Below are 18,983 nucleotides of genomic sequence, written 5' to 3'. Positions count from 1 at the left end.
ATACAATATAGTCGGAGCCATGCAAAGCCAGAATTTTCACTTCGAAAGCGTGCTAACGCCAGAGGGCTGGAAACGGGACGTGACCGTCACCGTCGATGCCATGGGCTTGATCACCCATGTCGGGCCGGGCGAGGGCGGGGAGCGCATTTCCGGCATCGCCGTTCCGGCCATGCCCAACGTCCATTCCCACGCCCACCAGCGTTTCATGCTGGGCCTGGCGGAACGCGCCGGGCCGGGGGCGGACAGCTTCTGGACCTGGCGGGAAGCCATGTATGGCTTCGCCCTCAGGCTTTCGCCTGACGATCTCGAAGCCGTTGCGGCGCAGCTCTATGTCGAGATGCTGAAATCCGGCTTCTCGGTGGTGGGTGAGTTCCAGTACCTGCATCATGCACCTGATGGCACCCCCTATGCCGACCCCGCCGAGATGAGCCTCCGCTGTTTTGCTGCAGCGCAACATGCTGGCATCGGCATCACAATTCTTCCAACGCTCTATGCCTTTGGTGGCTTCGGAGGGCAGCATCCGGTGCCCGGCCAGCGTCGCTTCCTGAACCATGCCGAGCGCTTCCTGAAGATCGTCGGCAACCTGTCTATACAAGCCAAGGACAGCGCACTCCGTCATGTCGGCATCTCGCCCCATTCGTTGCGGGCGGTGACGCCGGACTTGCTGCGCGAGGTGATTGCCGCCCTGCCGCCGGATGCCCCGATCCACGTCCATGTGGCCGAGCAGGTGAAGGAGGTGGACGACTGCCTCGCCTTCTCGGGCCGCCGCCCGGTAGAGCTGCTGATGGAGAATTTCGACCTCTCCGACCGCTGGACGGCCATCCACGCCACCCACATGACGCCGTCCGAGACGGCCACACTCGCCCGCTCCGGCGCCATTGCCGGCCTATGCCCCACGACCGAGGCCAATCTGGGTGACGGCATCTTCCCGGCGGTGGACTTCATGGGGGAGCGCGGGGCCATCGCCATCGGCTCTGACAGCCACATCACCGTCTCGCCCGCAGAAGACCTGCGCATGCTGGAATATTCCCAGCGCCTGCGCGACCTGACCCGCAATGCGCTGGCGGGCGGGCCGGGCCGATCCACCGGGCGCAGCCTTTATGACGCCGCACTCAAAGGCGGCGCCCGATCCATGCGGCAGCCCATCGGCGCCATCGCCCCCGGCCACCGCTTCGACGTGACCGTGCTCGATGCCGAGCACCCGCTGCTGGCGGGACGCGCGGAAGACGCCGCCCTCGACACCTGGATCTTCTCCGGCGGCAATGCGCTGGTGCGGGACGTGTTCGTCTGCGGCCAACAGGTGGTGAAAGACCGCCATCACATCCATGAAGAACTGATCGCGCGGAACTTCCGCGCCGCCTTGAGGAGGCTCGACACATGATTGCCATCGGTGAACGCCCGCTGGATCTTTCCGACATTCGCGCGGCCCTTGCCGGGCCCATCACGGTGGAACTCTCCGCCGGGGCCCGCGCCCGCATCGTCCGCTCCGCCGAGACGGTGAAGCGCCTGCTTGCCACGGGCGACGCGATCTATGGCGTCAACACCGGCTTCGGCAAGCTGGCCAAGACGCGCATCGCCATGGCCGATCTCGATAAGCTGCAGATCAACATCGTGCGCTCGCATGCGGCAGGCGTAGGCGCTCCCCTTTCGGCGGGCGTCACCCGACTGATCATGCTGATGAAGCTCAATGCTTTGAGCCAGGGTGCATCCGGCATCTCACTCACCGCCATGGAGGCGTTGGCAGGTCTGATCAACACCGACGTGCTGCCCGTCATCCCCGGCCAGGGCTCCGTCGGTGCCTCGGGCGATCTTGCCCCACTCGCCCACATGAGCCTCGTGCTCATTGGCGAGGGCGAGGCACTGGTGAAGGACAAGCGGGTGAGCGGCGCAGAGGCCCTGAAGGCCGCCGGCATCGCTCCCGTGGCCCTTGGCCCCAAGGAAGGCCTGGCACTTCTCAACGGCACGCAGGTATCCACCGCGCTGGCGCTGTTCGGGCTCGTGGCCGCCGAACGCAATGCCGAGGCCGCGATCCTCGCGGGTGCCATGTCGGTTGATGCCGTCATGGGTTCCGATACGCCCTTCGACCCGCGCATCCATGCCCTGCGCCCGCACCCCGGCCAAATTCTCGCCGCGTCTCACTATCGCCGCCTGCTGGCGGGCAGTGAAATCCGCGCCTCGCACCTCGAGGGCGATGACCGCGTGCAGGATCCTTATTCCTTCCGCTGCCAGCCGCAGGTGATGGGCGCCTGCCTTGACCTTCTCAGCCACGCCGCACGCACGCTGGTGATCGAGGCCAATGCGGTCTCCGACAATCCACTGGTGTTCGCCGAGGATGGCGCGGTGCTGTCGGGTGGCAACTTTCACGCCGAGCCCGTGGCCTTCGCGGCCGACATCATCGCCATGGCCGTGGCCGAGATGGGCTCGCTCTCCGAGCGGCGCATCGCGGCGCTGATCGACAGTTCGATCTCGCTGCTGCCACCCTTCCTCATCCGCAACCCGGGCCTCAACTCGGGCTTCATGATCCCGCAATGCACGGCGGCGGCCCTGATGAGCGAGAACAAGCAGATGTCGCACCCGGCGTCGGTCGACTCCGCCCCCACCTCGGCCAACCAGGAAGACCATGTTTCCATGGCCACCCACGGTGCGCGGCGTCTGGGCCCGATGAATGCCAACCTTTCACGCATCATCGCCATCGAACTGATGGCGGCGGCCGAGGGCATCGATTTCCGCAGACCCCTCGCCTCGTCGAAGCCGATCGAGGAGGCGCACGCAATCGTGCGCGCCAAGTCCGCCAAGCGCGACGAGGACCGCGAATTCGCCACCGACACCGAAGCCATCGCCACGCTTGTCGAGCAGGGCAGCTTTGCAGGGCTGGTGCCGGAGTTGCTTGGCGATCTGGGGTGCAGGTAAGTAAATTCTGAAGTGCCGTCACCCATATTGGCCCGTCACCCCGGCGGAAGCCGGGGCCCAGCTTTTGGGCGATTGAAGGAAGCTGGGTCCCGGCTTTCGCCGGGATGACGAACGAAGAATGTGCAGTGCAAACAGAGGTTCGCTTTCATGAAACTCTTCGACCTCACCGGCCGTGTGGCGGCCATAACCGGCACGAGTCGCGGCATCGGGCGCGAGCTGGCGCTGGGCTTTGCCGAGGCTGGCGCCACGGTCGTGGGCTGCGCACGGAGCTACGAGAACGCGGAGAAGACGGCGGCCGAACTGCGTGGCCTCGGGCATGAAACGCTTCCCGTTCTGGCGGATGTGTCCACACCGGAAGGAGCCTACGCCTTCATCACTGCCGCAGTGCGCCGCTATGGGCGGCTTGACATTCTCGTCTGCAATGCCGGGGTGAACGTCAAGAAGCCGGCAATCGACTTTACGCCCGCCGAATTCGACACGGTGATCGGCGGCAACCTCCGCTCCTATTTCCTTTGCGCGCAGGCCGCGGCGCGGCAATTCATCGCCCAAGGTACGGGCGGCGTGATCGTGATGAACTCTTCCAACGCCTCCGTTGCTGCCTTCGAGGACTTGACACCCTATTGCGCTGCCAAGGGCGGCATCGACATGCTGGTGCGCGGGCTTGCATCCGAATGGGGGCCACATGGCATTCGCGTGAATGCCTTCAACCCCGGCTACACGCGCCATTCCATGACGCCGGAAGGACAGGCCTATCTGGCCGAGGCCGAGAAGCACATCGCCGCAAGGACGCCGCTGCGCCGCATGGCAGAGATGAAGGAGATGGTGGGGCCTGCCGTGTTCCTCGCCTCCGATGCAGCGAGCTTCGTCACCGGCACGATCCTTCCGGCCGACGGCGGCTGGTGCGCGCAGTGATGCTGCATCCATGGGGAACGCTGGAGCACGCGGCGAAGGCCTGGCCTGACGCCGACGCGCTGGTCTTCCCGCACCAGAATGCTCGCCGCAGCTTCGCTCAATATCGTGACGAAGCGCTGGCGCTGGCGGGGGCTCTCAGCGCGCGCGGCATTGGCGCGGGCGATCACGTGGCACTGCTGGCCGAGAACCGCATGGAATGGGCCGTGGTGCAGATGGCCTGCGCGGCGCTGGGCGCGGTCTTCGTGCCGCTCAATACACATTACCGCAAGGATGACCTCGCCTATGCGCTGAAGCAGTCGGACGCGAAGGCGCTGATCTGCTCCACGCAGTATCGTTCCAATCCTTACCTCGAGAACGTCACGGCGCTGCGGCCCTCACTGCCGCTGCTGGCCCATGTGTTCACTTTTGAAGACGACTATCCGCGCCTGCTGGCGGAAGGTCATTCCGTCATGCCGGTGACACCTGATCCTCTGGCGATTGCGGCATTGCTCTATACATCCGGCACCACCGGATTCCCGAAGGGAGCGCTGCTCTCGCATCGCGCCATGATGATGGTGGGGCGCAACAGCGCCACAAGGCTTGGCCTTGTGGCTGGTGGGCGCTGGACCTCCATCATCCCGCTGTTCCACTGCGCGGGCTGCATTCTCAATCTGCTTGGGTGTCTCAGCCACGGAGCCGCCTATGTGGGCGTGCCGAGCTTCGATCCCGAAAATATGTTCCGCATCATCGAGGCCGAGCGCTGCACGCATCTCTCGGGCGTGCCGACGTCCTATCTCGCGATGCTCGATCATCCGGCGCGTTCGAGCTACGACCTCTCCAGCCTCAAGGCCGGAAGCTGCGGCGGGGCGGACTGCAACCCGGATGTGCTGCGGCGCTGTGCGGCAGAGTTCCCGATGCCGGGGCTTTCGCAGGTCTATGGCCAGACCGAGGGTGGCACGCTGTTCGTGTGCCCCGAACATGATGATCCGCTGCGCTGGGAGACGGCAGGCAAGGCGCTTCCCGACTATGAATTGCGCATCGTGAACCCGGAGACGCTTCACGTCCTGCCTGCGGGCGAGATCGGCGAGATCCAGGCACGTGGGCCCATGGTGATGGAAGGTTACTACAACAAGCCAGAGGCGACAGCGGAAACCATCATCGATGGCGGCTGGCTGCGCACCGGCGACCTTGGCTACCTGCGCGCGGATGGCCGCCTTGTCATTGCTGGCGGCCGCCTGCGCGACATGATCATCCGCGGTGGCGAAAACATCTATCCCGCCGAGATCGAGAACGTGCTGCAGCAGCATGATGCAGTGGCCGAGGTGGCGGTGTTCGGCGTGCCGGATGATTACTATGGCGAGATCGTGGGTGCTGCCGTGAAGCTGGCGCGGCCCGTTGCAGCGTCCGAATTGCAGGCGCTGTGTGCCTCACGCATCGCGAAGTTCAAGGTGCCGGCGGTGGTCTTCACAGTCGAGCGCTTCCCGATCACGCCATCGGGCAAGATCCGCAAGGTCGAGCTGCGCGAACTCGCGAAGGAGAACCGCATGGAGAAGCTGGCATGAGTGGCCTCACCTTCTGGTTCGACGTGCATTCGCCATGGGTCTATCTCGCGTCGTTTCGCGTTGGTGACATTGCGAGACAGCACGGGCTCGGCCTGCGCTGGCGGCCGCTGCACCTGCCGCGCCTCATGGACGAGATCGGCGGCATCAAGCCGCTCGAGGCCTCGCCGCAACGCGTGGCCTGGTTCCAGCAGGACATTCAGGACCATGCAGAGCTCATCGGCGTGCCACTGCGCTATCACCCGCATTATCCGCTGCGCAACTCCCGCGCGCTGCGCGCCTGCATCCTGGCAGAGGATGAAGGCAAGGCCGAAGCCTTTGTGCGCCGCGTGCTGAAGGGCTATTGGGCCGAGGAGGCGGACATCACCGATCTCGACCAGCTCGCACGCTGGGGCAATGAGTCGGGTCTTGATGGAGACGCCGTGAAGGCCGCGGCGGTGAGTGATGTTTACAAGCAGCGGCTCGATGCCAATACCAGCGAAGCCATCGCGCGCGGCGTGTTCGGCGTGCCGACCGTTGACACTGGCTCACGCCTGTACTTCGGCAACGACAGGCTGTACCTGCTGGATAATCATATCGCGCGCGGCAAAATCTCACTAGCCTGAGGCACCATGCAGAACAGTTTCCTCAGCGTCCTGCGCGGCCTCACGCCCCGCATGGCCGGTACCACGTTTCGTGACCGAAGCATTGCCTGTCTGGGTGCCCTCATCGGCATTGGCCTCGCCGGGCTGGTCTCCGGCTGGGCGGTGGGCAATGAGGGGCACCTGCCGCTGCTGGTCGCGCCGCTTGGCGCCTCGGCAGTGTTGCTTTTCGCGGTGCCGGCGAGCCCGCTCGCCCAGCCCTGGGCGATCATTGGCGGCAACACCCTCTCGGCGCTGGTCGGCATTGCCGTGGCACATCTGGTGCCGGACAAGGCGATCGCTGCCGCCATCGCGGTGGCTGCCGCCATTGCGGTGATGTCGTTGCTGCGCTGCCTGCACCCGCCGGGTGGTGCCGCATCACTCCTGGGCGTGCTGGGCGGGCCCGCCGCCGCTTCCTACAGTTTCGGCTTTGCGTTTGCGCCGGTGGCGCTGAATTCGGTGCTGCTGGTGATCACCGGCATCCTGTTCCACCGCCTCTCGCGGCATTCCTATCCGCACCGGCCGAAGCCCGTGATTGCAGAGACCCACGGCACGAAGGAACTGCCGCCGCAGCTGCACACAGGCCTGACGGAGTCCGACATCGACGCGGCATTGGCGGAGGGTGGCGAAGCGCTGGATATTTCACGCGATGACCTGAACCGCATCGTCCGACGTGCCGAGTTTTCGGCGCTTGAGCGCACCGCAAACGTGCCGCGCTGCGCCGATATCATGTCACGCGACGTGCTGTCGGTTCGCGCAGACGCGCCGCGGCGCGATGCGCATGCCCTGCTGCTCGCGCATGACCTGCGCATCCTGCCCGTCGTCGATGAGCTGGGCCGGGTCGCCGGCATCGTCGAGATGCATGAGGCGGACCATGCGCTCAAGACCGTTGCCGAAATGATGGGCGAGGCGGCAACGGCCCTGCCGGACGACAGCCTGCTGCGGCTGGTCGTTCCGCTGAGCGACGGCCGCCACCATGCGGTGCTGATCACCGAAGGTACCGGGAAGCTCGTGGGGCTCGTCACGCAGACCGACATGATCGTGGCGTTGGCGAGGCTCGCCGTGACGGGGGCTGCGAAGTAGTCCTCGAGCCTCTTTTCTTGCTCCATCATCGCCGGGCTTGATCCGGCGATCCCTTTGCACGGCCACCAAAGGGATGGCCGGGCAAGGCCCGGCCATGATGAGCATCTGCGTGATGAGGGCTCTTATTTCGTCAGCCGCCCCTTGTCCTTCAGGTATTGCACGATCAGGTCGGCGGCACCTTCCGCTGTCACCTTCGTGGTGTCGACGCGGAGTTCGGGGCTCTCGGGTGCTTCGTAGGGCGACGAGATACCGGTGAAGTGCTTGATCTCGCCGCGGCGCGCCTTGGCGTAGAGGCCCTTCACGTCGCGCTTTTCGGCTTCGGCGAGCGTCGTGTTGACGAAGATCTCGATGAACTCGCCGTCCTCCAGCAGCTCGCGCGCCATCAGGCGCTCGGAGCGGAAGGGCGAGATGAAGGACACGAGCACGATCAGGCCCGCATCCACCATCAGCTTCGACACCTCGCCCACGCGGCGAATGTTCTCCACGCGATCGGCATCGGAGAAGCCGAGGTCGCGGTTGAGGCCATGGCGCACGTTGTCGCCGTCCAAGAGGTAGGTCATGTGGCCCGCAGCATGGAGCTGCTTCTCGACCAAGTTGGCGATGGTCGATTTGCCCGCACCCGAAAGGCCGGTGAACCAGAGGACTGCAGGCTTCTGCCCGGCAATCGCCGCGCGTGCCGCCTTGTGCACATCCACCGCCTGCCAGTGGATGTTCGCCGCACGCCGGAGCGCGAAGCGGATGAGGCCCATACCCACCGTGTTGTTGGAAAAGCGGTCGATGATGATGAAGGAACCAAGATTACGGTTCTCGGCATAGGGCGTATAGGCGATCTGGCTGTCGAGCTCGAGATTGCAGATGCCAATCTCGTTAAGCGCCAGCGTCTTCGCCGCCACGTGCTCCATGGTGTTGACGTTGACCTTGTATTTCACCTGCTCCAGCGTGCCCGGTACCGTCTTGGTGGAGGACTTGAAGAGATAGGGACGTCCCGGCAGCATCGGCTCGTCGCTCATCCACAGGATCTCGACCTCGAACTGGTCGGAGACTTCGACAGGATCATTGGCCGTGCAGATGACGTCGCCGCGGCTGATGTCGATCTCGTCCTTCAAGGTGATGGTCAGCGACTGGCCCGCGACACCTTCGTCGAGGTCGCCGTCATAGGTGACAACGCGCTCGACACTCGACGTGCGGCCTGAAGGCAGCGCCTTGATGGCATCGCCCGGCTTCACCGTACCGGACACGATGGTGCCGGAAAAGCCGCGGAAATTCTGGTTCGGGCGGTTCACCCACTGCACCGGCATGCGGAACGGCTTCTCCGCAAGGTCATCGCCTACCGGCACGGTTTCGAGGTGCGCCATCAGCGTAGGCCCGTGGTACCACGGCATGTTGGTGGAGCGCGTGATCATGTTGTCGCCCATGAGGGCCGAGACCGGGATCACCGTGATCTCGTCCGCACCGATCGACTTGGCGAAGGCACGGTAATCCTCCTCGATGCGCTTGAACACGGTCTGGTCGAAGTCCATCAGGTCCATCTTGTTGACCGCGACGACCAGATGTCTGATGCCCAGGAGCGTGCAGATGAAGGTGTGGCGCCGTGTCTGCGTCAACACGCCCTTGCGCGCGTCCATCAGGATGATGGCGAGGTCAGCGGTCGACGCACCCGTCGCCATGTTGCGCGTGTACTGCTCATGGCCTGGCGTGTCGGCGACGATGAACTTGCGCTTGTCGGTGGTGAAGGCGCGGTAGGCCACGTCGATGGTGATGCCCTGTTCGCGCTCCGCTGCGAGACCGTCAACCAGCAGCGCAAAGTCGAGGTTGCCGCCTTGCGTGCCCATCTTCTTCGAGTCGGCTTCGAGTGCCGTCAACTGGTCCTCGAACAGCATCTTGGCTTCATAGAGCAGGCGCCCGATGAGCGTGGACTTGCCGTCGTCAACCGAGCCGCAGGTGATGAAGCGCAGCAGGTCCTTCTGTTCCTGGGCGTGGAGATAGGCCTCGACGTCGCCGCCGGTGAATTCGATGAAGCGCGTCATCAGAAATATCCTTCCTGCTTCTTCTTTTCCATGGAGGCAGAGGCATCCTTGTCGATGACCCGGCCCTGGCGCTCGGAGGAGGTGGCGACCAGCATCTCTTCCACGATGTCGAGAAGGTTCGTCGCGGTGGAGTCGATGGCGCCGGTGAGCGGATAGCAACCGAGCGTGCGGAAGCGCACCTTGCGCATCTCCGGCGTCTCGCCGGGGTTCAGCCGCATGCGCTCGTCGTCCACCATGATCATCTGGCCGTCGCGCCACACCACGGGCCGCTCGGCGGCGAAGTAGAGCGGCACGATGTCGATGTTTTCGTGGTGGATGTATTGCCAGATGTCGAGTTCGGTCCAGTTCGACAGCGGGAAGACGCGGATCGATTCGCCCTTGTTCTTGCGCGCGTTGTAGAGGTCCCACAACTCGGGGCGCTGGTTCTTCGGGTCCCAGCGGTGGCGTGAGTCGCGGAAGGAGAAGATGCGTTCCTTGGCGCGTGACTTCTCTTCGTCACGGCGCGCGCCGCCGAAGGCGGCATCGAAGCCATGCTGGTCCAGCGCCTGCTTCAAGCCATCGGTCTTCATGATCTGGGTGTGGAGGGCGGAGCCGTGGTCGAAGGGGTTGACGTTCTTGGCCACGCCCTCGGGGTTTTTGTGAACGATCAGCTCCCAGTCGTATTTCTTCGCGGTCGCCTCGCGCAGCGCATACATGTCGCGGAACTTCCAGCCGGTATCGACATGCATCAGCGGGAAGGGCGGCTTCGAGGGGTAGAAGGCCTTGATGGCGAGATGCAGCATCACGGCGGAATCCTTGCCGATCGAATAGAGCATCACCGGCTTTTCGCATTCGGCCGCCACCTCGCGCATGATGTGGATCGACTCGGCCTCGAGGCGCTCGAGGTGTGTCAGCGTCGTGCCTGCGTCACGGTGGATGGTCTTCGGCGCCCCGGCGGGGGCTGCCTGCTGGGCGATCCAGCCGCGCACCTTTTCGATGGTCCGGGTGGAAGGCGACCGGCCCTTCCTGAGGTCGAAAACGAAATTCGGGTCGCCGAGGGCCTGCTTGCCGAGGGCGGAGGGGTCAATTCCTGCAGACGAAAGGAAGCGCTCAATTTCCGATAGGAAAGACTGGGCAACACTGTCCATGATAGGTTTTTACCTTTGCACGAGGCGATTGTGGTGCCGTTTAGCGGAATTGGCATTGCCTGGATAGGAAATTTTCTGTGATTTGACGAACTGATCGCATGGTTTGATAGGATCTTCCCGATTTTTGATCCGCGGACAGGGCCTTGAGGTCACTTGAGGTCCGCTATAGAGTTTTTCCTGGGAGGAAACGAAGTGGACAAAGGCAACGCACGAAAGACGGCCAAAAGGTCCGGCATGCCCTTCCAGAACCCGCATGGGCATGGCGAGGCGCAGGGCAAGCTGCTGGAACAGGCCATCGGCCGGGCAGTGAAGGAATTTCGTGAAAAGCTGGGCCTCACCATCGCCGAGCTCGCCAAGGCAGCGGAGATGTCCGCTGGCATGCTGTCCAAGATCGAGAATGGCGCCACCTCGCCCTCGCTCGCCTCGCTGCAGTCGCTGGGCAGGGCGCTACAGGTGCCGGTAACGGCCTTCTTCAAGTCCTACGAGGAAATCCGCGACGCCACCTTCGTGAAGGCAGGCAAGGGGTTGACCATCGAGCGACGCGGCACGCGCGCCGGCCACCAGTATGAACTCCTCGGCCACAGCCCACATGGCTCTGTGATGGTGGAGCCCTACCTCATCACGCTCACGCATGAGTCGGACGTGTTCCCGACATTCCAGCATGCCGGCCTCGAATTCCTCTACATGCTGGAAGGCAATGTCGTGTACCGCCACGGCGAGAAGACATATGACATGCACCCGGGCGATGCGCTGTTCTTCGATGCCGAGGCACCGCACGGACCGGAGGAGCTGAGGAAGCTGCCAATCCGCTATCTTTCCGTCATCAGCTATCGCCGCGAGGACTAGTCTTGCGTTTTGCCGCCCCTCTCGCCGTCGCCGGTTTTGCCTTGCTGACGGCGGTCCTCACCGCGCATGCCGACGAGCCGATGGAGGGACGCTTTCTCGCCAGCCGTTCCTGCCAGGCGCTTTTGTCGATCCGCAAGGACACCAACCCCGGCCAGGTGATTACCGGTCCCGGCGTCAGCTACCAACTGCTCGCCCGCAATCAGAAGCAGGCCACTTACTACCGGGTCGAGATTCCCGATGCCAACCCGCCGGAGCGTTGGGTGGCGGCCGAGTGCGGCAAGGTGGTGCCCGCTGCGGCGACGAAAGTCGCACCCCCACCGGCGCCGACCAAACCGAAAGCCACTGATCTGCCTTACGTGCTGGCGTTGAGCTGGCAGCCCGCATTCTGTGAGGCGAGCCAGAAGCGGCCGGAGTGCCGCTGGCAGACCGGCAACCGCTATGACGCCAACTACCTGTCGCTCCACGGGCTGTGGCCGCAGCCCTCCAGCATTGAATACTGCAACGTGCCGGGCGCAGCGCGCGCCGCTGCCGAAGGCGGCCGCTGGAAGGACATTCCGCCGCTGGACCTGAGTCTCGCCACCCGCGCCGACCTTGAAACCATGATGCCGAGTTCGAGATCCATGCTGGACCGTCATGAATGGGCCAAGCATGGCAGTTGCTACCCCGGAAGTGCCGATGCCTATTTCAGCGATTCCTTCCGGCTCATGAAGGAAATCAACACTTCGCCCGTCGCCGACATCTTCATGCGCAACATCGGGCGGACGGTGACCACGGCGAATATCCGCGCTGCCTTCGACCAGGCCTTCGGCGCGGGTGCCGGCAACCGGGTGCGGGTCGCCTGCCGGGATGATGGTGGCCGCCGGCTGATCGCCGAGCTCAGCATCGGCCTCAAGGGTGATATCCCAGCGGGAACAAGCCTGTCCGACCTGATGCTGGCGGCGAGGCCAACCGACCCGGGCTGCCCGGCCGGGATCGTTGACCCGGTAGGCCCGCAGTAGAAACATGCGGGGGTGCATTCCTCGCATGAAATAAAATTTCCTCTTGGTTGATGCGTCGCCAAAAGCCTGCTAGCCTCTGAGGCATCGTTGCTGAAGGAGAGCGGGCCATGTGTGGCATTGTCGGACTCTATCTCAAGAACCCCAAGCTGCAATCCCAGCTGGGCGCGATGTTCAAGCCCATGTTGATCGAGATGACTGCCCGCGGACCGGATTCCGCCGGGGTTGCGGTGTATCGCAACCCGGTGAAGGACAACGAGGTGAAGTTCTCGCTCGCCCACGACGACAAGGCCTTCAACTGGCGCCATGTCGAGGGCGGCCTCGAGGAGGCGCTCAACTGCGAAGCCGCGATCCACCAGATCGGCACCCACTGCATCCTCGTCACCGATGGCAAGGAAGAGGACGTGGTGAAGTGGCTGAAGGCCAATGCGCCCGGCGTGCGCGTCGTTGGTTCCGGCCACACGGTCGAGATCTTCAAGGAAACGGGCCTGCCGGAGAAAGTCTATGACCGCTTCGATCTCGCCTCCGCCTCCGGCACCCACATCATCGGCCACACCCGCATGGCCACCGAGAGTGCGGTGACAACCGCGGGCTCGCATCCCTTCGCCACCGGTGCTGACCTCTGCCTCGTGCACAATGGCTCGCTGTCGAACCACAATCGCCTGCGCGAGAACCTGAAGCGCGAGGGCATGGAATTCCAGACCGAGAACGACTCGGAGGTCGCGGCCGCCTACATGACGTGGAAGCTGCGTGGCGGCGCCACCCTCAAGGAAGCCCTCGAGGGCGGCCTCAAGGACCTTGATGGCTTCTACACCTTCCTCGTCGGCACGGCTGATGGTTTTGCGGTGGTGCGTGATCCCATCGCCTGCAAGCACGCTGTGATGGCCGAGACGGATGACTGGGTGGCCATGGCCACCGAGTGGCGCGCCATCGCGCACTTGCCGGGTGCGGACACGGCACGCGTCTGGGAACCCGAGCCCGCAACCATTTACACCTGGGGCGGCCACGCCTGACCAGACGATGAACTTCGCCGGGGCCTTCTTCTCCTCCGTGAGGCTCCGGCGTTCCTTCACCTTCCTCGCTCCCGCCGACAGCAACCACAGGGGACGAGGCCACCATGGGACGGAATGCAAGCATGCAAGAACTTGACTTGAAGGCGCTGGGCGTCACCGCCATCAACCAGAAACTCTATCATGTTCCGAAGGACTCGAACGAGCGCCACTGGGTGATCAAGAAACCGATGGGCCAGCACGCCATTGCCTGTGGTGTCGATGGGCCGCTGATGATCGACATCATGGGTCATGTCGGCTTCTACTGCGGCGGCATGAACAAGGAGGCCGAGATCACCATTCACGGCCATGCCGGCGTCGGCGTCGCCGAGAACATGATGTCGGGCATCGTGTGGGTGAAGGGCAATGCTTCCGAGTCCGCCGGCGCCACCGGCAACGGCGGCTTGCTCGTCATCGAGGGTGATGCCTCATCTCGCTGCGGCATCTCGATGAAGGGCACCGACATCGTGGTGGGCGGCTCCGTCGGCCACATGTCGGCCTTCATGGCGCAGCGCGGCAACCTTGTGGTCTGCGGTGATGCGGGCGAGGCGCTGGGCGACTCGATCTACGAGGCCCGCCTCTATGTGCGTGGCCGCGCCGACAACCTCGGATCCGACTGCATCGAGAAGGAAATGCGGCAGGAACATCTCGAAGATCTCGCCAAGCTTCTCGAGCGCGCCAAGCTGAAGCACAAGCCTGAGTCCTTCCGCCGATACGGCTCCGCCCGCAAGCTCTATAACTTCAACGTCGATCACGCCGACGCTTACTGAGGAACGAAAACACATGGACGCCAACGTTCCACGCACCCCGCCGCGCAAGTCTGCAACCTTTGACGACTTCACGATGGCGGAAATCCGCCGCGCCGCCACCACCGGCATCTATGACATCCGTGGTGCCGGCACCAAGCGCAAGCTGCCGCACTTCGACGATCTGTTGTTCCTTGGCGCCTCGATCTCGCGCTATCCGCTGGAAGGCTACCGCGAGAAGTGCGGCACCGATGTGGTGCTTGGCACGCGCTTCGCCAAGAAGCCCATCGAACTGAAGATCCCGATCACCATCGCCGGCATGAGCTTTGGTTCCCTCTCAGCCCAGGCCAAGGAAGCCTTGGGTCGCGGCGCCTCGATGGCCGGCACCTCGACGACGACGGGCGATGGCGGCATGACGCCGGAAGAGCGTGGCCAGTCCAAGTACCTCGTCTACCAATACCTGCCCTCGCGCTATGGCATGAACCCGGACGATTTGCGCAAGGCCGATGCGATCGAAGTCGTCGTCGGTCAGGGTGCCAAGCCTGGCGGCGGCGGCATGCTTTTGGGCCAGAAGATTTCCGATCGCGTCGCCGCCATGCGTTGCCTGCCCAAGGGCATCGACCAGCGCTCCGCCTGCCGCCATCCGGATTGGACGGGCCCGGACGATCTCGAGATCAAGATTCACGAGCTGCGCGAAATCACCTCGTGGGAAAAGCCGATCTACGTGAAGGTCGGTGGCACGCGCCCCTATTACGACGTTGCACTCGCGGTGAAGGCCGGTGCTGACGTCGTGGTGCTGGACGGCATGCAGGGCGGCACCGCCGCCACGCAAGAAGTCTTCATCGAGCATGTGGGCCTGCCCATCCTTGCCTGCATCCGCCCCGCGGTGAAGGCGCTGCAGGACTTGGGGATGCATCGCAAGGTACAACTCATCGTGTCGGGTGGCATCCGTTCAGGTGCTGATGTGGCCAAGGCGCTGGCGCTGGGTGCTGATGCAGTTGCCATCGGCACGGCAGCACTCGTGGCGCTGGGCGACAATGACCCGCACCTCGAAGAGGAATACCGCGCGCTGGGCACCACGGCCGGCGCCTATGACGACTGGCACGAAGGCCGCGATCCCGCTGGCATCACCACGCAGGATCCGGTGCTGGCCGCCAGGCTCGATCCCGTCAAGGCAGGGCGCAGGCTTTCCAACTACCTCAAGGTCATGACGCTCGAGGCCCAGACGGTCGCACGCGCCTGCGGCAAGAGCCATCTGCACAATCTCGAGCCTGAAGATCTGTGTGCGTTGACGGTGGAAGCTGCGGCAATGGCGCAGGTCCCCATTGCAGGAACAAGCTGGATTCCCGGCCGCGGCGGATACTAGTATCGTGCCTGATGACATTCCCCGGTTTCCTCAGTAAGGAAGCCGGGGTTACATAAACAAGACCAACAAAAACGACACGGGAGTGAACCGAACCATGAGCGAACTGGCCGCTTATGCCAAGAAAAACGGCATCAAATTTTTCCTCTTCAATTTCACCGATCTGTTCGGCGTGCAGCGCGCCAAGCTCGTTCCGGCGGAAGCCGCGGCCAGGATGCAGAAGGCCGGTGCGGGCTTTGCGGGCTTCGCGACGTGGCTCGACCAGACGCCAGCCCACCCCGATATTCTTGTGATGCCCGACGTGAACTCCATCATCCCGCTGCCGTGGCGCCCCGAAGTGGCGTGGGTCGCGGGCGAGCCGTGGATGAATGGCGAGCCGCTTGCCCAGGCGCCGCGCGTCGTGCTGCGCAAGCTCTCTGAGCATTATGCCAAGAAGAACATGAAGCTCATGGCCGGCGTCGAGCCTGAGTTCCACCTGATCAACGCCGATGGCTCGGCCGTCTCGGACAATCGCGATACTGCCGAAAAGCCCTGCTACGATCAGGCCGCCATTATGCGCCGCCTCGATGTCATCGCCGAGATCTGCACGACCATGACGCAGCTCGGCTGGGGCCCCTACCAGAACGACCATGAAGATGCGAACGGCCAGTTCGAAATCAACTGGAACTTCTCGGATGCACTTACCACCGCCGACCAGGTGGCCTTCTTCAAGTTCATGGTGAAGTCGATCGCCGAGAAGCATGGCCTGCGCGCCACCTTCATGCCGAAGCCCTTCATCAACCTCACCGGCAACGGCTGCCACGTTCACCTCTCGGTGTGGACGAAGGACGGCAAGAAGAACCTGTTCGAGGATCTGAAGGGCGAGCTCGGCGTCTCCAAGCTCGGCTATCACTTCCTCGGCGGACTCATGCAGCACGCCGCCGCGATGTGCGCCATCACCAACCCCACGGTGAACAGCTACAAGCGCATCAACGCGCCGCGCACCATCTCGGGCGCCACCTGGTCGCCTTCGTCGATCACCTATGGCGGCAATAACCGCACCCACATGGTCCGCATCCCGGACTCGGGCCGCGCGGAATATCGCCTGCCGGACTGTGCTGCCAACCCCTACCTGCTGCTGGCCTCCATCCTCGTCGCCGGCATGCATGGCGTGGAAAAGCAGATGGATCCGGGCAAGCGCCTCGACATCGACATGTATGCCGAGGGCCACACCGTCAAGAACGCCAAGAAGCTGCCGCTCAACCTTCTCGACGCGCTCAGGAACTTCGAGCAGGACAGCTACCTGCAGGAGATGCTCGGCAAGGAAGTGTCGCAGGGCTATCTCAAGCTCAAGCACAATGAGTGGAACAACTACTGCCGTCACCTGACGCAGTGGGAGCGCGACACAACGCTCGACTGCTGATCCCTCGGGCGATCCAAGCGAACGAAAAGCCCGGCTCAGGAAATTGCGCCGGGCTTTTCCTTTTGAGCGGGCTCCTTGCGTTCCGAAGCCGGCGTCCCTCCAAACGCCTCGCGGTATGCCCGGCTGAAGTGGCTGGCGCTCGAGAATCCGCAGCCGAGCGCAATTTCGGTGATCGGCACGGCGGACTGGCGCAACAGGTCGCGGGCGCGTTCCAGCCTCGTCTGGCGATAGTGCTCGGCATAGCTGGCACCCAGCTTCTCGGCGAACAGCCGGTCCAACTGGCGCGTGGAAAGCCCAATGCGCCGTGCCGTTTCGCTGCGCTTCAGCGGTTCACCTGGGTGGCTCTCCATCAGCTCCATCGCGGCGGTGAGGCGATCATCATGCACGCCGTAGCGCTCCGTCAGCGAGGCGCGCTGGGCCGATTGCGCCGGGCGGATGTCAGTGTGCATGAACCAGTCGGATACCTTGCGTGCAAGCTCCGGCCCATGCGCCTCGGCAATCAGCGCATGCATCATGTCAAGGGGTGCGGTGCCACCGGCACAGGTGAGGCGGTTCCTGTCGACGATGTAGATCGAGCGCGTCAGCATGATGTTGGGAAAGCCCTCGGACACAGCCGGAGCATGCTCCCAGTGCACCGTCATGTGATAGCCGTCCATGATGCCGGCGCGCGCCAGGATTACCGGCCCGCCCGACACGCCCCCGATACGCAGCCCCCGCGCGGCGAGAGTCCTCAGCCATTGCAGCGTGGTGCGGTCCTTGAAGGCCGTCGGGTTGCCGCCCGCGCAGACGAACAGGAAATCGAGCTTCACGGTGTCGCCCGCCTTCACCGGGCAGGGCACGGTCGCCCCGCAGGACGCCGTCACGATGGCCGGGCCCGGCGTGATGTAAACCCAGCGGTAAAGCTCCCGCCCCGCCAGCAAATTGGCGGCGCGTAAGGGCTCCACCACCGAGGCATAGGACATCAGCGCGAAGCCGGGGATGAGCAGCAGGCCCACTGTCTGTGGCGTTTCTGGCATGGCGCAAATCTATCAGGAAACGGCTCTTGACTGCAAGACTCTGGCGGTCCCCGGGCGTATAAGGAAACATCCAAGATTCAGGACCAGCGCATGCGCTACAACGTATTCTCGCTCATCAAGAATTCCTTCTCCGGCCACAAGAACTGGGAGCCCGCCTGGCGCGATCCCGTGCCCCAGAAGGAATATGACATCATCATCGTCGGCGGCGGCGGCCACGGGCTGGCGACGGCCTATTACCTCGCCAAGGAACACGGCCTCAAGAACATCGCGGTTCTTGAAAAGGGCTGGCTCGGCTCCGGCAACATCGGGCGCAACACCACGATCATCCGCTCCAATTACATGCTGCCCGGCAACAACCCGTTCTATGAATGGTCGATGAAGCTGTGGGAGAACCTCGAGCAGGACTTCAACTTCAACGCCATGGTCTCGCAGCGCGGCGTCTTGAACCTCTGCCACACCGACGCCCAGCGCGACGCCTTTGCCAGGCGTGGCAATGCCATGCGCATCGCCGGCGTGGATGCGGAACTCCTCGACCGCGAGGCGGTCAGGGAGATGTATCCCTTCTTTGATTACGAGAATGCCCGCTTCCCCATCAAGGGTGGCCTCCTGCAGAAGCGCGGCGGCACGGTGCGCCATGATGGCGTGGCCTGGGGCTATGCCCGTGGTGCTGACAGCCGCGGCGTGGACATCATCCAGCATTGCGAGGTGAAGGGCATCAAGGTCGAGAACGGCAAGGTCGTCGGAGTTGACACCAACAGGGGCTTCATCAAGTGCAAGAAGCTCGGCCTTGCCACCGCCGGCAACTCGTCTGAAACCGCGAAGATGGTGGGCATGCGCCTGCCGATGGAAAGCCACGTTCTGCAGGCCTTCGTTTCCGAGGGCTTGAAGCCCTACATTGACGGCGTCGTCACCTTCGGTGCGGGCCACTTCTATGTGTCCCAGTCCGACAAGGGCGGCCTGGTCTTCGGTGGCGACATCGACGGCTACAACTCCTACGCCCGCCGCGGCAACCTGCCGATGGTGGAGCATGTGATCGAGGCCGGTGTCGCCATGATCCCGTCGCTGTCGCGCGTGCGCGTGCTGCGCTCCTGGGGCGGCATCATGGACATGTCGATGGATGGCTCGCCGATCATCGACAAGACCCACATCGAGGGGCTCTACCTCAACGCCGGCTGGTGCTATGGCGGCTTCAAGGCCACGCCGGCCTCCGGCTGGTGCTTCGCCTACACCATCGCCAAGGACGAACCCCACAAGCTCAACGCCGCCTATCGTCTCGACCGGTTCAAGACCGGCCACATGCTTGACGAAAAGGGCCAGGGCGCCACACCGAACCTGCACTGACGGATCAC

General features: G+C 63.8%; 16 protein-coding genes. 13 read left to right on the top strand and 3 right to left on the bottom strand.

The features are described 5' to 3' along the window. Positions 1-19: 19 nt before the first annotated feature. From WCJ41_RS00565 to WCJ41_RS00540, 6 genes are all read left to right on the top strand, one after another. Positions 20-1,381: a formimidoylglutamate deiminase gene (locus tag WCJ41_RS00565; protein ID WP_336903859.1), complete on the top strand. Its 1,362-nt coding sequence runs from the start codon at positions 20-22 to the stop codon at positions 1,379-1,381. Then, positions 1,378-2,910, top strand: coding sequence for a histidine ammonia-lyase (gene hutH, locus WCJ41_RS00560; RefSeq protein ID WP_336903858.1), 1,533 nt, complete (start codon positions 1,378-1,380; stop codon positions 2,908-2,910). Before WCJ41_RS00565 ends, hutH begins: the two co-directional genes overlap by 4 nt. Before the next feature lie 147 nt (positions 2,911-3,057). After that, on the top strand, positions 3,058-3,822 hold the full coding sequence (locus WCJ41_RS00555) for an SDR family oxidoreductase (RefSeq protein WP_336903857.1): 765 nt from the start codon (positions 3,058-3,060) through the stop codon (positions 3,820-3,822). Further along, on the top strand, positions 3,822-5,363 hold the full coding sequence (locus tag WCJ41_RS00550; RefSeq protein WP_336903911.1) for an AMP-binding protein: 1,542 nt from the start codon (positions 3,822-3,824) through the stop codon (positions 5,361-5,363). The genes WCJ41_RS00555 and WCJ41_RS00550 overlap by 1 nt, the downstream gene beginning before the upstream one ends. Next, positions 5,360-5,965, top strand: a complete 606-nt coding sequence (locus WCJ41_RS00545) for a 2-hydroxychromene-2-carboxylate isomerase (protein WP_336903856.1) — start codon at positions 5,360-5,362, stop codon at positions 5,963-5,965. The genes WCJ41_RS00550 and WCJ41_RS00545 overlap by 4 nt, the downstream gene beginning before the upstream one ends. A 6-nt stretch (positions 5,966-5,971) precedes the next feature. Beyond that, positions 5,972-7,063: an HPP family protein gene (locus WCJ41_RS00540; protein ID WP_336903855.1), complete on the top strand. Its 1,092-nt coding sequence runs from the start codon at positions 5,972-5,974 to the stop codon at positions 7,061-7,063. Between the two features lie 122 nt (positions 7,064-7,185). On the opposite strand, the gene cysN is transcribed toward WCJ41_RS00540, so the two are convergent. Both cysN and cysD read right to left on the bottom strand, forming a co-directional pair. Beyond that, positions 7,186-9,090: a sulfate adenylyltransferase subunit CysN gene (gene cysN / locus WCJ41_RS00535; protein WP_336903854.1), complete on the bottom strand. Its 1,905-nt coding sequence runs from the start codon at positions 9,088-9,090 to the stop codon at positions 7,186-7,188. Then, complete coding sequence (cysD, locus tag WCJ41_RS00530; RefSeq protein WP_336903910.1) at positions 9,090-10,046, bottom strand: sulfate adenylyltransferase subunit CysD; 957 nt, start codon at positions 10,044-10,046, stop codon at positions 9,090-9,092. The genes cysN and cysD overlap by 1 nt, the downstream gene beginning before the upstream one ends. A gap of 405 nt (positions 10,047-10,451) precedes the next feature. Between cysD and WCJ41_RS00525 the strand changes: the two genes are divergently transcribed. The 6 genes from WCJ41_RS00525 (at position 10,452) to glnT (ending at position 16,618) form a co-directional block, all read left to right on the top strand. After that, a complete protein-coding gene (locus WCJ41_RS00525; RefSeq protein ID WP_336903853.1) occupies positions 10,452-11,063 on the top strand; it encodes an XRE family transcriptional regulator in 612 nt (203 codons plus the stop codon). Between the two features lie 2 nt (positions 11,064-11,065). Next, a complete protein-coding gene (locus WCJ41_RS00520) occupies positions 11,066-12,061 on the top strand; it encodes a ribonuclease (RefSeq protein WP_336903852.1) in 996 nt (331 codons plus the stop codon). A 107-nt stretch (positions 12,062-12,168) separates the two neighbouring features. Next, entirely contained in the window at positions 12,169-13,071 is a 903-nt protein-coding gene (locus WCJ41_RS00515) for a glutamine amidotransferase family protein (RefSeq protein WP_336903851.1), read from the top strand. 122 nt (positions 13,072-13,193) lie between these two features. Beyond that, entirely contained in the window at positions 13,194-13,877 is a 684-nt protein-coding gene (locus WCJ41_RS00510) for a protein GlxC (protein ID WP_336903850.1), read from the top strand. A 13-nt stretch (positions 13,878-13,890) separates the two neighbouring features. Beyond that, positions 13,891-15,219, top strand: coding sequence for an FMN-binding glutamate synthase family protein (locus WCJ41_RS00505; protein WP_336903849.1), 1,329 nt, complete (start codon positions 13,891-13,893; stop codon positions 15,217-15,219). A gap of 94 nt (positions 15,220-15,313) precedes the next feature. Then, positions 15,314-16,618 carry a type III glutamate--ammonia ligase gene (glnT, locus tag WCJ41_RS00500; RefSeq protein ID WP_336903848.1) on the top strand — a complete coding sequence of 435 codons (1,305 nt, stop codon included), beginning with the start codon at positions 15,314-15,316 and terminating at the stop codon, positions 16,616-16,618. A 35-nt stretch (positions 16,619-16,653) separates the two neighbouring features. Here the strand turns inward: glnT and WCJ41_RS00495 are convergent, their stop codons facing one another. After that, on the bottom strand, positions 16,654-17,634 hold the full coding sequence (locus WCJ41_RS00495) for a GlxA family transcriptional regulator (protein WP_336903847.1): 981 nt from the start codon (positions 17,632-17,634) through the stop codon (positions 16,654-16,656). Between the two features lie 90 nt (positions 17,635-17,724). On the opposite strand from WCJ41_RS00495, the gene WCJ41_RS00490 reads away from it, so the two are divergent. Continuing rightward, the gene (locus WCJ41_RS00490; RefSeq protein WP_336903846.1) at positions 17,725-18,975 is read left to right on the top strand and encodes a sarcosine oxidase subunit beta family protein; all 1,251 of its coding nucleotides are present in this window, start codon (positions 17,725-17,727) and stop codon (positions 18,973-18,975) included. Positions 18,976-18,983: the final 8 nt, after the last annotated feature.

Origin of the sequence: Aestuariivirga sp. (genome assembly GCF_037139295.1) — a bacterium.
Taxonomy (GTDB): Bacteria; Pseudomonadota; Alphaproteobacteria; order Rhizobiales; family Aestuariivirgaceae; genus Aestuariivirga.
This window is presented reverse-complemented; position numbering and strand designations above follow the sequence as displayed.

What these genes read in the sequence shown, in the direction of transcription:
- WCJ41_RS00495 (WP_336903847.1), bottom strand. Translation starts at nt 17,634, where the DNA reads ATGCCAGAAACGCCACAGACAGTGGGCCTGCTGCTCATCCCCGGCTTC.
- cysN (WP_336903854.1), bottom strand. Translation starts at nt 9,090, where the DNA reads ATGACGCGCTTCATCGAATTCACCGGCGGCGACGTCGAGGCCTATCTC.
- WCJ41_RS00545 (WP_336903856.1), top strand. Translation starts at nt 5,360, where the DNA reads ATGAGTGGCCTCACCTTCTGGTTCGACGTGCATTCGCCATGGGTCTAT.
- WCJ41_RS00515 (WP_336903851.1), top strand. Translation starts at nt 12,169, where the DNA reads ATGTGTGGCATTGTCGGACTCTATCTCAAGAACCCCAAGCTGCAATCC.
- WCJ41_RS00555 (WP_336903857.1), top strand. Translation starts at nt 3,058, where the DNA reads ATGAAACTCTTCGACCTCACCGGCCGTGTGGCGGCCATAACCGGCACG.
- hutH (WP_336903858.1), top strand. Translation starts at nt 1,378, where the DNA reads ATGATTGCCATCGGTGAACGCCCGCTGGATCTTTCCGACATTCGCGCG.
- WCJ41_RS00505 (WP_336903849.1), top strand. Translation starts at nt 13,891, where the DNA reads ATGGACGCCAACGTTCCACGCACCCCGCCGCGCAAGTCTGCAACCTTT.
- WCJ41_RS00540 (WP_336903855.1), top strand. Translation starts at nt 5,972, where the DNA reads ATGCAGAACAGTTTCCTCAGCGTCCTGCGCGGCCTCACGCCCCGCATG.
- WCJ41_RS00550 (WP_336903911.1), top strand. Translation starts at nt 3,822, where the DNA reads ATGCTGCATCCATGGGGAACGCTGGAGCACGCGGCGAAGGCCTGGCCT.
- WCJ41_RS00490 (WP_336903846.1), top strand. Translation starts at nt 17,725, where the DNA reads ATGCGCTACAACGTATTCTCGCTCATCAAGAATTCCTTCTCCGGCCAC.
- glnT (WP_336903848.1), top strand. Translation starts at nt 15,314, where the DNA reads ATGAGCGAACTGGCCGCTTATGCCAAGAAAAACGGCATCAAATTTTTC.
- WCJ41_RS00510 (WP_336903850.1), top strand. Translation starts at nt 13,194, where the DNA reads ATGCAAGAACTTGACTTGAAGGCGCTGGGCGTCACCGCCATCAACCAG.
- WCJ41_RS00525 (WP_336903853.1), top strand. Translation starts at nt 10,452, where the DNA reads ATGCCCTTCCAGAACCCGCATGGGCATGGCGAGGCGCAGGGCAAGCTG.
- WCJ41_RS00565 (WP_336903859.1), top strand. Translation starts at nt 20, where the DNA reads ATGCAAAGCCAGAATTTTCACTTCGAAAGCGTGCTAACGCCAGAGGGC.